Here is an 11755-nt window from a genome sequence, read left to right as displayed (position 1 = left end):
TTCTCTTGCAGATTGAAACTTGCAGCTCGCGGCTGACGAAATTCATTTCGTTTCGTTGAACAGTTCGCGACCGATCAGCATGCGACGGATCTCACTGGTGCCGGCACCGATTTCGTACAGCTTGGCGTCACGCAGCAAGCGCCCAGCCGGGAATTCGTTGATGTAGCCGTTACCGCCAAGAATCTGGATCGCGTCGAGGGCCATTTGCGTGGCGCGTTCGGCGGTGTAGAGGATCACCCCGGCGGCGTCTTTACGGGTGGTTTCGCCGCGCTCGCAAGCCTGGGCCACCGCGTAGAGATAGGCGCGGCTGGCGTTGAGTTGGGTGTACATGTCGGCGACTTTGCCTTGGATCAGCTGAAACTCGCCGATGCTCTGGCCGAACTGTTTGCGGTCGTGGATGTACGGCACGATCAGGTCCATGCACGACTGCATGATCCCGGTCGGGCCGCCGGAGAGCACCACGCGCTCGTAATCGAGGCCGCTCATCAACACTTTGACGCCGCCGTTGAGCACGCCGAGGATGTTTTCCTCGGGCACTTCGACGTCGTCGAAGAACAATTCGCAGGTGTTGGAGCCGCGCATGCCGAGCTTGTCGAACTTGTTGCTGCGGCTGAAGCCTTTCCAGTCGCGCTCGACGATGAATGCGGTGATGCCGTGGGGACCTTTTTCCAGATCGGTCTTGGCGTAGATCACGTAGGTGTTGGCGTCTGGGCCGTTGGTGATCCAGGTTTTGCTGCCGTTGAGGACGAACCGGTCGCCGCGTTTGTCGGCGCGCAGTTTCATCGACACCACGTCGGAACCGGCATTCGGCTCGCTCATGGCGAGGGCGCCGACGTGTTCGCCACTGATCAGCTTTGGCAGGTATTTGTTTTTCTGTTCGTGGTTGCCGTTGCGGTTGATCTGGTTGACGCAAAGGTTGGAATGCGCGCCGTAGGACAGCGCCACCGAAGCCGAGCCACGGCTGATTTCTTCCATCGCCACCACGTGCGCCAGGTAACCCAAGCCAGCACCGCCGTACTCCTCCGGAACGGTGATGCCGAGCAGGCCCATGTCACCGAATTTGCGCCACATGTCGGCGGGAAACAGGTTGTCGCTGTCGATCTGCGCCGCACGCGGAGCGATCTCCTTGGCGACGAAGGACTGAACCTGATCGCGCAGCATGTCGATGGTTTCACCGAGGGCAAAATTCAGGGAGGGATAGCTCATGGGTCACCTTTTTGGCTTTTTTGTAGGGTGGGGAGAGCGGCCACTCAGCTCTCACCTTTACGTTAACGTAAGCGCGTGAGGAATGACTGTCAATCACCCTTTACGTTAACGTCAACTTGAGCGAGAGTAGGGGCAGTTCAAGATTGAAAGCTGATTGGTTTTTGTAGGAGTGAGCCTGCTCGCGATCGCGTCGTGTCAGTCGTCGTGAATGTTGACTGATGGTTCGAGATCGCGAGCAGGCTCAGTCCTACAAGTGACCGTCGGCAACCCATAAATAAAGACAATAGGGGTCGTCATGGATCAACCCAGTGCAAATCCGCAGCGCAGTTACACCCGTGGCTCTCAGGACAAAGCCCTGCTGGCGATGACCATCGGGCAAAAGTTCGATCACACCGCCGCGCAATACCCTGACGGTGAAGCGCTCGTCGTGCGCCATCAGCAATTGCGCTATTCCTGGCGACAGCTTGCCGATGCCGTGGATCTGCACGCCAGAGCGCTGCTTGCCCTGGGTTTGCAAGCGGGGGATCGGCTCGGTATCTGGGCGCCGAACTGCGCGCAGTGGTGCATCACCCAATTCGCTACGGCGAAAATCGGCGTGATCCTGGTCAACGTCAACCCGGCCTACCGCAGTTCCGAACTGGAATACGTGCTCAAACAATCCGGCTGCCAATGGCTGGTCTGCGCTGGTGCATTCAAGTCCTCCAACTACCACGGCATGTTGCAAGGATTGGTGCCGGAACTGGCCGAACATTCCATTGGCCAGCTACGCAGTGAGCGTTTTCCGGAGTTGCGCGGGGTGATCAGTCTCGACCCGCAGCCCCCGTCAGGTTTCCTGCCGTGGTCGCAATTGGCCGCCATGGCAACCAGTGTCTCCAAAGAACAACTGCGCGAACGCAGCGACAGTCTGCACTTCGATCAACCGGTCAACATTCAGTACACCTCCGGCACCACCGGTTTCCCCAAGGGCGCAACCCTCAGCCACTACAACATCCTCAACAACGGTTACATGGTCGGCGAAAGCATCGGCCTGACCCCGCGCGACCGTCTGGTAATCCCGGTGCCGCTTTACCACTGCTTCGGCATGGTCATGGGCAACCTCGGCTGCATCACCCACGGCAGCACGATGATTTACCCCAACGACGCCTTCGATCCATTGCTAACCCTGCAAACCGTCGCCGCAGAAAAAGCCACCGGCCTCTACGGCGTACCGACCATGTTCATCGCCATGCTCGACCAGCCACAGCGCGGCGAATTCGATCTGTCGAGCCTGCGCACCGGGATCATGGCCGGCGCAACGTGCCCGATCGAAGTGATGCGCCGTGTCATCAGCGAGATGCACATGAGCGAAGTGCAGATCGCCTATGGCATGACCGAAACCAGCCCGGTGTCACTGCAAACCGGGCCGAACGATGAGCTGGAACTGCGCGTCACCACCGTCGGCCGCACCCAGCCACAGCTGGAGAGCAAGATCATCGACGAAGCCGGCAACCTCGTGCAGCGCGGCACCATCGGCGAACTCTGCACTCGCGGTTACAGCGTGATGCTCGGCTACTGGAGCAATCCGCAAGCCACGGCCGAAGCCATTGATGAAGCGGGCTGGATGCACACCGGCGACCTGGCGAGCATGAACGAGGACGGTTACGTCAACATCGCCGGGCGCAACAAGGACATGATCATTCGTGGCGGCGAGAATATTTACCCGCGTGAGCTGGAGGAGTTTTTCTTCACCCACCCGGCCGTGGCGGATGTTCAGGTGATCGGCATTCCGTGCTCGCGTTACGGCGAGGAGATTGTTGCCTGGATCAAATTTCACCCCGGCCACAACGCATCCGAACTGGAACTGCAAACCTGGTGCAAGGAGCGTATCGCGCACTTCAAGACGCCACGGCACTTCAAGTTCGTTGAAGAGTTTCCGATGACGGTCACGGGCAAGATTCAGAAATTCAGGATGCGTGAGATCAGTATCGAAGAACTGAAAACTATCGAGCGGTAACCGCAACCTCTGTGGGAGCGAGCTTGCTCGCGAAGGCGTCAGGTCAGCCAATATCTTTGTTGATTACACACCGCATTCGCGAGCAAGCTCGCTCCCACAGGGGCTAGGTGTTGAGGAAAAAAGGAATTACAGAAAGCACAAAGGGGAGCCGAGGCTCCCCTTTAATTTTGTCGTCGCGTGCTCTTTTTTATTATTGAGGGTCGGTCTGTTGTTGTTTTTGGCAACCGTGGCCCTTTACCGCTGTTTTTGGCGACCCCCATCCGGGGTCAAGAGCAAACGTATTTTTTTGAGCGCTGATCTGCTTTCTCGCTAAGCGATCCAACCGATTCGGGAGCTACCTGAAGGTAGTTTTATTGTTCTCTGCCCGGTTGCGGGTCACTCCTGAGAGCACCCTGAAAAGCACACCTTCTCCAAAAAAATCTGTTAGCTGCGTCTCTGCCGTGTTGTTTTTGTTATGTCAGAGTCGGTACGTCTTATTTTTATTGGTTTGCTGCTTTTTATTCTTGTTATGCCATAGAGATAGCAGAAGCCGTGCCAACTTTTAAAAGTCCTTATAAATCAATAATTTGTGAATTTGTAAGATTTTTCGGTCAGACGAAACCAGACAATTTGTTTCCGTGTTACTCGCTTAAGCCCCACATTCCGGACACAGCGGTAACACCTTTGCCCGTCACTGTGCGCTGCGAGCCTTGGCCACGCGCGAACCGCTCGGGCGACCGAGCACTGCGCTGATCTGCTGACCCGCAGCAATCAAGGCGTCCAGGTCGATTCCGGTCTTGATACCCAGCCCGTTGAGCAGGTACACCACGTCTTCGGTAGCAACGTTACCGCTCGCGCCTTTGGCGTACGGACAGCCGCCGAGGCCGGCGATAGAGCTGTCGAACACCGAAATGCCTTCGAGCAGGCTGGCGTAGATGTTGGCCATGGCCTGGCCGTAGGTGTCGTGGAAATGCCCGGCGAGTTTGTCCCGTGGCACGTGTGCCGACACCACTTCGAACAAGCGGCGAGTCGCACCCGCAGTGCCGGTACCGATAGTGTCGCCCAGCGAAACCTCGTAGCAGCCCATCGCGTACAACTCGCGGGCAACCATCGCCACTTGCTCCGGTGCGACCGTGCCTTCGTACGGGCAACCGAGCACACAGGACACGTAACCGCGCACGGTAACGCCGTGCTGTTGCGCCGCTTCCATGATCGGCGCAAACCGCGCCAAGCTCTCGCTGATCGAGCAGTTGATGTTGCGTTGTGAGAAGGCTTCGGAAGCAGCGGCGAACACCGCAACTTCCTTGACCCCGGCAGCGATGGCATCTTCAAAGCCGCGCAGGTTTGGCGCCAGTGCTCCGTAGGTTACGCCGGGTTTGCGCTGGATCTGCGCGAACACGTCGGCGGAACCAGCCATTTGTGGCACCCATTTGGGCGAAACGAAACTGCCAACTTCTATATAGCCAAGGCCCGCGGCGCTGAGGGCGTCGACCAGTTGTACCTTGTCGGCAACGCTGATCGGTTGGGCTTCGTTCTGCAGGCCATCGCGCGGGCCGACTTCGATCAGGCGTACTTGGGAGGGGAGGGACATGGGCTGACCTGCTCTTTTGAATTCGTGGAGAACCCTGTGGGAGCGAGCTTGCTCGCGAATGCAATCTGTCATTCAACATCTATGGTGATTGACCCGGCGCATTCGCGAGCAAGCTCGCTCCCACAGGGGATTTGTGTTGTCGGCTAGATCGCCTGCTGGCTCTTGAGGGTTTGTTCAAGCGCCTGCACGCAGCGCTCTTCAGCGGTATCCAACTCCAGCTTCATCTGTTCGATATCCAGCAACTGCTGCTCAAGCTGCTCGCGGCGCTCAGTGATTTTCGCCAGCATGCTGTTGAGCTGTTTGGTGTTACCGCTGGACGGGTCGTAGAGTTCGATCAGTTCGCGACATTCGGCCAGCGAAAAACCGATGCGTTTGCCGCGCAGGATCAGCTTCAGGCTGACCTTGTCGCGCGGCGAATAGATGCGTTCCTGGCCACGGCGCTCAGGGCTGAGCAGGCCTTGCTCTTCATAAAAGCGGATCGCCCGGGTGGTGATGTCCAGCTCGCGGGCGAGGTCGGAGATGCTGTAAGTCTGGTTGCTCATGGAAGCGCTCGAAAAAGGTCTTGGCGCTAAGCTAATGGCGAGTTGACGTTTACGTCAAGCAAGAAAAAGATCGCAGCCTTCGGCAGCTCCTACACCAATCTATGTAGGAGCTGCCGCAGGCTGCGATCTTTTGATCTTTCCTCAAACCACCTGCTTATCGAGCTTCTTCTCCTGCGCCGTCACCTGCTGGCACAACTCGATCATCTGCTCACGCATCCAGCGATTCGCCGGGTCCTGGTCAGTGCTTTCATGCCAGTACAGATGCGTCTCCACCGGCGGCACATCATTCACCGGCAGATTAAACGCCTGCAATTCATGCCGACGGGCAAAGCGCTCCGGTACGGTCATGACCATGTCGGTCTGCTGCATCACTTGCGACGCCATCAAATAATGCTGTGAGCGCAGGGCGATCTTGCGCTGAATGCCCATTTTGCCCAGCGCCAGATCGACATACCCCAAGCCACTACGACGGCTGGAAATGTGGATATGGGTCAGCGACAAGTAATCATCCAGCGAGAGCTTCTCCTTGCCCGCCATTGGATGACCCTTGCGCATCGCACACACGTAACGGTCCTCCATCAGTTTGACGTGGCGCACTTGCGGGTCGGTATTAAGCGGCGCATCCACGGCAAAATCCAGACGCCCGGCAGCCAGCTCTTTAGTGGTTTCGCGGCGTTTCGACAGAAAACTTTCGATGATCACCGTCGGCGCCAAACGGCGCAAACGCTGGAACAGCGGCGGCAGAATCACCGCTTCGGTGAGGTCGGTCATGCTGATGCGGTAGGTCTTCACCGCTTGCGCCGGGTTGAAAATGCGGCTTTCCTGAACCGAAACCCGCAGCAGCGACAGGGCGTTGCGTACCGGGCCGATGATGTTCTGCGCCATGGGAGTCGGCACCATGCCCTGCGCCGTGCGCACGAACAGCGGATCGTTGAAGGTCTCGCGCAACCGGGCCAAGGCGTTGGACACCGCCGGCTGAGTAATGCCGACAATCTGCCCGGCGCGGGTCAGGTTGGCTTCGGTGTAGATCGCGTCGAAGACGATGAAAAGGTTGAGGTCGACCTTACTCAGATTCATAACGCGGCTTCTCTTGTTATTTAGGGCGGTGTTTTGGGGGCTGGCAATCAGCCGATCATATATCGGTGATGAATGTTTATACACGCCGAGAATAGGCTAGGTAAATTATCAACGCTGTTCTAGCATCGATTGCATGACTTGAACAACCTCTGCCCAAGAAGGTAATTGATCATGGATTTCGCTTATTCGCCCAAGGTGCAAGAACTGCGTGAGCGCGTGACCGCGTTCATGGACACTTACGTTTACCCGGCCGAAGCCGTGTTCGAGCGTCAGGTTGCCGAAGGCGATCGCTGGCAGCCGACCGCGATCATGGAAGAGCTCAAAGCCAAGGCCAAAGCCGAAGGCTTGTGGAACCTGTTTCTGCCGGAGTCGGAACTCGGTGCCGGCCTGAGCAACCTCGAATACGCGCCATTGGCAGAAATCATGGGGCGCTCGCTGCTCGGTCCCGAGCCATTCAACTGCTCGGCGCCGGACACCGGCAACATGGAAGTGCTGGTGCGCTACGCCAACGAAGAACAGAAACAGCGCTGGCTTGAACCGCTGCTGCGCGGCGAGATTCGCTCGGCGTTCGCCATGACCGAACCTGACGTTGCTTCGTCTGACGCCACCAACATGGCCGCCCGCGCCGAGCGCAATGGTGACGAGTGGGTCATCAACGGCAAAAAATGGTGGACCTCCGGCGCCTGCGATCCGCGCTGCAAGATCCTGATCTTCATGGGCCTGAGCAATCCCGATGCACCGCGCCATGCGCAGCACTCGATGATCCTCGTGCCGGTCGACACCCCCGGCGTGAAAATCGTCCGTCCGTTGCCCGTATTTGGTTATGACGACGCGCCGCACGGCCACGCCGAGGTGTTGTTCGACAATGTGCGCGTGCCGTACGAAAACGTTCTGCTCGGTGAGGGCCGCGGTTTCGAAATCGCTCAGGGTCGTCTTGGCCCAGGCCGGATTCACCACTGCATGCGTTCGATCGGCATGGCCGAGCGTGCATTGGAATTGATGTGCAAACGCGCGGTGAGCCGCACTGCATTCGGTAAACCGCTGGCGCGTCTGGGCGGCAACGTCGACAAGATCGCTGACTCGCGAATGGAGATCGACATGGCACGCCTGCTGACGTTGAAAGCAGCGTACATGATGGACACCGTGGGTAACAAAGTGGCGAAAAGCGAAATCGCGCAGATCAAAGTCGTCGCACCTAACGTCGCGCTGCGGGTGATCGACCGGGCGATCCAGATGCATGGCGGGGCAGGAGTCTCCAACGACTTCCCGCTGGCCTACATGTATGCCATGCAACGTACTTTGCGCCTGGCCGACGGCCCGGACGAAGTGCACCGCGCGGCAATCGGAAAGTTCGAAATCGGCAAATATGTGCCGAAGGAAATGTTGCGTAGCGGTCATTAATGATCAAATGCGCCAGCACAGGGATGTAGCTGGCGCATTGTTTTTTTGAATCAAAAAAGACGTCAGCGTTGTACGCCGTAGAGGACAGCCGTTTCAGGTCCTGAAGACCGACCTGCGATGATGAAACGTCCAGGTTGCATCACGATGTCGAAGGGTATCCCGCTAAGTCCCTTCGACCAGCCTTTGGTTCCAAAGCTGTCGTCGCTCGAACCGTCTTCATTCAGCCGCCCCCAGAACATCCGGATTGAGGAGGTTATGTCCCAACCAGCGGCAACAATTTTTCCGTCTTCAGGTTGTACTGCCACGGCGGATAATGTCCCATTGTAAGAATCAGCATCAATCAAAACTTCTTTGCCGCCGTTGAATGTCGGGTCGGGACGACCGTCCGAATCAAAGCGCATCAACAATGCTTTGTAATTACCGATACCGCCGGAGCAGACCAGTTTACCGTCCGGGAGAGCGATCAGTTTTTGAAGCTGATACGAACGGTCTTCCTCTCCTAGATAAGCAATTCCGTCAACACCAAAAGTTTTGTCCAGTTCGCCGGTGCTCAGGTAACGCGTAAGGATGATACGAGAGCTTCCTGGAGAGAGTTTCACGTAATTGGCACCAATGACTATCTTGTCGTCTGGTTGAATCGCCACACTGACCATTCGATTGATATCTTTTCCCCAATCGATTACGACGTGCCCTTCATCGCCAAAGCTGGTGTCGGGGTTGCCGTTTGCCTGAAAACAGGTCAACTGACCCTTATCATGCATCAGGTGGTCTTCGGTTCGCTGGCTCAGGATCAGGATTCGTCCATCCCCAAGCACGTCTCCATCGCTGGCGTCGCCGTTGGAAGATATCGCCGGAAGCGGCACCAGAGCCGGTTGGAAAACCAGATCCGGGCTACCACTTTCATTCAGTCGTTTGGCGGCAGGCGTTCCTAGCACTCCACTCGGCAGGGCATCACCCACGATAATAATCTTCTTGTTTCGCGCGATCAGGCGAGTAGGTTTGGAGTTTTGATTGTCTCTGAACTGGCCTTGGACATTCTCCCCGTTGCCAAAAGAAGTATCGGGCTGCCCGCCAGGCAACAAACGGTGAATATGATAAAAACCCTGATGATGTGTCGCGTAAACCAACTTCCCGTCGGGTTGAGCGACTATAGAATAGTTGATTGCACCAGCCGGGCCAGAAACAACACCATTCACAGCAAATTGTGTGTCGAGATCGCCGGGCTTTCTTGGTAATGCACTTTGAGTGTTCATGACCGATCCTTGAGTTTTACCCAGGGCACTGACAGCACCTGTCTCGTGGGCATTCAACAGGTCAGTCGTGCCGATTCTAGGCAGAACACTACGGTTCACACACCTGTCAACTCTGACAGTATCCAGATTCCTGCGGCGTGGAGTTTGCCGCTCTCAATACACCCAAACCTCAACCCGCCGATTCTTGATCCTTCCTTCATCCGCATTGTTCGCCGCCACCGGCATCAACGCGCCAAAGCCACGAACCTCACGCAGCACCACGCCGTTCTTCACCAGTTCCCGGCGCACCGCCATCGCCCGCAGCTTCGACAGCAGATCCGCCCGTGCCGGGTCATCCTTGGCATCACCAAAGCCGACCAATGTCACCGCGCGTTCGGTTTTGTCACGCCGCTTTATATAGTCGATCACCCGAGCCAGATCCTGCCGCGCCTTGTTATCCAGACTCGCGCTGCCTTCCTCAAAACGGAAATTCACTGTCAGACGCTGGGCGTGACGGCTGAGGGATTGATAACCCTCGGGCATCAGCGCATTCGGTGCCACCGTCATGGCGTGCACGGTCTGACTTATAAATCCGTTGGCCGCGACAATCGCCTGACCCTGACGACTTTGCGCAAACGTTACCAAGGCCTGTGCCCACGGATTGTTGCTGTCGTGCGGTAGATAAAAAAACAGCCGTCGTGACAGTGGGTAGTCTTCGGTCGCGATCAAGCTGTTGAGCGGCAGCATCGATTGCGACGCACCGTCGGCAATGGCCACGGCTTTGGCCTGACGCACGTAGGGCAAACCGATAAAACCTATGCCCTGCGGATCGGCGCTGACGGCATCGGACAATTGCTCGCTGGATTCAAAGCGTTTCGCGGCGTTGCTCAGACTTTTCCCACGACGACTCAGGACCAACTCCTTAAACGTGTCGTAGGTGCCCGACTGATCATCCCGCGCATATAAATGAATCGCACCGCCACGCCCGCCGAGGTCCTCCCAGGTCTTCACCTCGCCGGCGAAGATCCGCGCCAGCTGCTCAGTGTCGAGTTGCTGCAGTGGATTGTCGGGATGAAGAATGATTGCCAGGCCGTCGATGGCGATGACTTGCTCGGCGGCGACGCTTTTCAGATCGCCCAGTGATTGCAGCGTTTGCAACTCACTGTCCTTGATCTCGCGGGAAGACGCGGCGAGATCGGCGCTGGCATTTTTCAACGCGGTGAAACCGGTGCTGGAACCGTGGGCGGCGACTTCGACGACCACGCGTTTACCTTCGCTGGTCTGGCCGACGATGCGCAGTTCGTTGGCGGTGTCTGGGGTTTCGCGGTGGATTTTCAGCAGACCCTGTTCTTGCAACAGGCCTTCGACCAGTGCCGGTCCAAGTTCGGCGCCGATGGTGTTGGAGCCTTGAATACGCAGCGCCGGGCCGTTTTCAGGAAGGGGCAGGGCGGCGGCAGAAACCGTCAGCCACGCACTCAAGAGAAAAACGCACAGAACACGCAGGGTCATGCCGGCACCGAATCAAGCCAAGGGGATTGCCGGGGAGATTAAGTCAGAAAAGTTACTTGAAGATGACAGTGATCTAAATGTGGGAGCGAGCCTGCTCGCGAATGCGGTGTGTCAGTTACAAAAATGTTTCTGATACACCGCATTCGCGAGCAAGCTCGCTCCCACAGGGGATTTCAGGCGACTCGTAAATCAGGCCAGTTCAAGCCAGATCGGCGCATGGTCGGAAGGTTTTTCCATCCCGCGCAATTCATAGTCGACACCGGCGGCCTTCACCCGTGGCAACAAACCATGGGACGCCAGAATCACATCGATGCGCAGGCCACGCTTCGGCTCATCTTCAAAGCCACGGCTGCGGTAATCGAACCAACTGAACATGTCGGTTACGTCCGGGTTCAAGTGGCGATAGCTGTCGGTCAAACCCCAGTTCTTCAGGCGTGCCATCCACTCGCGCTCTTCCGGCAGGAAGCTGCATTTACCGGTTTTCAGCCAGCGCTTCATGTTGTCCGGGCCGATGCCGATGTCGCAGTCTTCCGGGGAAATGTTTACATCGCCCATCACTACTACGGGCTGTTCGTTGTGGAACTGGCTTTCCAGCAACGCTTGCAGATCGCTGTAAAAACGCTGTTTAGCGGGGAATTTGGTCGGGTGGTCGCGGCTTTCACCCTGCGGGAAGTAGCCGTTCATGATCGTCACCGGTACGCCATTGGCGTCAGCGAACGTGCCCCAGATAAAGCGCCGCTGGGCGTCTTCTTCGTCGGTGGCGAAACCTTTGTGAATGGCGATCGGTTCCTGGCGCGACAGCATCGCCACGCCGTAATGGCCTTTTTGGCCGTGGAAGTACACGTGGTAGCCGAGGGCACGGACTTCTTCGAGCGGGAACTGGTCGTCGTGGACTTTGGTTTCCTGCAGGCCGATGACGTCCGGCTGGTGTTTTTCGATCAGCGCTGCCAGCTGATGCGGACGGGCGCGCAGTCCGTTGATGTTGAAGGAAACGATCTTCATGGTCGGCAGTCCTGGCAAAAGGGCGATGCTAGCTGACATGTGGGATGGGGGCCAGTGTGGGAGAAATCATTTTGGCCTGTGGGATTTGTGTTGCGGGTAAGTGCCTCTTCGCGAGCAAGCTCGCTCCCACAGGGGAATGCGTTCCAAATGTGGGAGCGAGCTTGTTCGCGAAGGCGTCCGCCCAGTCGATGAAGATCCCGACTTGGTCTATACCTGTGGGGAA

General features: G+C 57.3%; 9 protein-coding genes. 2 read left to right on the top strand and 7 right to left on the bottom strand.

The window, feature by feature from the left end; translation table 11 throughout:
• Positions 1 to 42: 42 nt before the first annotated feature.
• On the bottom strand, positions 43 to 1206 hold the full coding sequence (locus ACZZ0G_RS00980; protein ID WP_201237632.1) for an isovaleryl-CoA dehydrogenase: 1164 nt from the start codon (positions 1204 to 1206) through the stop codon (positions 43 to 45).
• Positions 1207 to 1501: 295 nt separating this feature from the next.
• Between ACZZ0G_RS00980 and ACZZ0G_RS00975 the strand changes: the two genes are divergently transcribed.
• Complete coding sequence (locus tag ACZZ0G_RS00975) at positions 1502 to 3199, top strand: AMP-binding protein (RefSeq protein ID WP_463554978.1); 1698 nt, start codon at positions 1502 to 1504, stop codon at positions 3197 to 3199.
• A 670-nt stretch (positions 3200 to 3869) separates the two neighbouring features.
• On the opposite strand, the gene ACZZ0G_RS00970 is transcribed toward ACZZ0G_RS00975, so the two are convergent.
• The 3 genes from ACZZ0G_RS00970 to ACZZ0G_RS00960 form a co-directional block, all read right to left on the bottom strand.
• Positions 3870 to 4769: a hydroxymethylglutaryl-CoA lyase gene (locus tag ACZZ0G_RS00970; RefSeq protein WP_463554977.1), complete on the bottom strand. Its 900-nt coding sequence runs from the start codon at positions 4767 to 4769 to the stop codon at positions 3870 to 3872.
• A 143-nt stretch (positions 4770 to 4912) separates the two neighbouring features.
• Positions 4913 to 5311 carry a MerR family transcriptional regulator gene (locus ACZZ0G_RS00965; protein ID WP_463554976.1) on the bottom strand — a complete coding sequence of 133 codons (399 nt, stop codon included), beginning with the start codon at positions 5309 to 5311 and terminating at the stop codon, positions 4913 to 4915.
• 141 nt (positions 5312 to 5452) lie between these two features.
• Entirely contained in the window at positions 5453 to 6388 is a 936-nt protein-coding gene (locus ACZZ0G_RS00960; protein ID WP_007917233.1) for a LysR family transcriptional regulator, read from the bottom strand.
• A gap of 171 nt (positions 6389 to 6559) precedes the next feature.
• Between ACZZ0G_RS00960 and ACZZ0G_RS00955 the strand changes: the two genes are divergently transcribed.
• A complete protein-coding gene (locus ACZZ0G_RS00955) occupies positions 6560 to 7789 on the top strand; it encodes an acyl-CoA dehydrogenase family protein (protein WP_016986545.1) in 1230 nt (409 codons plus the stop codon).
• A gap of 62 nt (positions 7790 to 7851) precedes the next feature.
• On the opposite strand, the gene ACZZ0G_RS00950 is transcribed toward ACZZ0G_RS00955, so the two are convergent.
• From ACZZ0G_RS00950 to xthA, 3 genes are all read right to left on the bottom strand, one after another.
• Positions 7852 to 9042, bottom strand: a complete 1191-nt coding sequence (locus tag ACZZ0G_RS00950) for an NHL repeat-containing protein (RefSeq protein WP_463554975.1) — start codon at positions 9040 to 9042, stop codon at positions 7852 to 7854.
• 153 nt (positions 9043 to 9195) lie between these two features.
• Positions 9196 to 10530, bottom strand: coding sequence for a substrate-binding domain-containing protein (locus ACZZ0G_RS00945; RefSeq protein ID WP_463554974.1), 1335 nt, complete (start codon positions 10528 to 10530; stop codon positions 9196 to 9198).
• 189 nt (positions 10531 to 10719) lie between these two features.
• Entirely contained in the window at positions 10720 to 11532 is an 813-nt protein-coding gene (gene xthA / locus ACZZ0G_RS00940; protein ID WP_008082104.1) for an exodeoxyribonuclease III, read from the bottom strand.
• Positions 11533 to 11755 lie beyond the last annotated feature (223 nt).

The sequence above is a fragment of the Pseudomonas sp. AC169 genome, assembly GCF_979258515.1.
This window is presented reverse-complemented; position numbering and strand designations above follow the sequence as displayed.

What these genes read in the sequence shown, in the direction of transcription:
- ACZZ0G_RS00965 (WP_463554976.1), bottom strand. Translation starts at nt 5,311, where the DNA reads ATGAGCAACCAGACTTACAGCATCTCCGACCTCGCCCGCGAGCTGGAC.
- ACZZ0G_RS00960 (WP_007917233.1), bottom strand. Translation starts at nt 6,388, where the DNA reads ATGAATCTGAGTAAGGTCGACCTCAACCTTTTCATCGTCTTCGACGCG.
- ACZZ0G_RS00980 (WP_201237632.1), bottom strand. Translation starts at nt 1,206, where the DNA reads ATGAGCTATCCCTCCCTGAATTTTGCCCTCGGTGAAACCATCGACATG.
- ACZZ0G_RS00950 (WP_463554975.1), bottom strand. Translation starts at nt 9,042, where the DNA reads ATGAACACTCAAAGTGCATTACCAAGAAAGCCCGGCGATCTCGACACA.
- ACZZ0G_RS00945 (WP_463554974.1), bottom strand. Translation starts at nt 10,530, where the DNA reads ATGACCCTGCGTGTTCTGTGCGTTTTTCTCTTGAGTGCGTGGCTGACG.
- ACZZ0G_RS00975 (WP_463554978.1), top strand. Translation starts at nt 1,502, where the DNA reads ATGGATCAACCCAGTGCAAATCCGCAGCGCAGTTACACCCGTGGCTCT.
- ACZZ0G_RS00955 (WP_016986545.1), top strand. Translation starts at nt 6,560, where the DNA reads ATGGATTTCGCTTATTCGCCCAAGGTGCAAGAACTGCGTGAGCGCGTG.
- xthA (WP_008082104.1), bottom strand. Translation starts at nt 11,532, where the DNA reads ATGAAGATCGTTTCCTTCAACATCAACGGACTGCGCGCCCGTCCGCAT.
- ACZZ0G_RS00970 (WP_463554977.1), bottom strand. Translation starts at nt 4,769, where the DNA reads ATGTCCCTCCCCTCCCAAGTACGCCTGATCGAAGTCGGCCCGCGCGAT.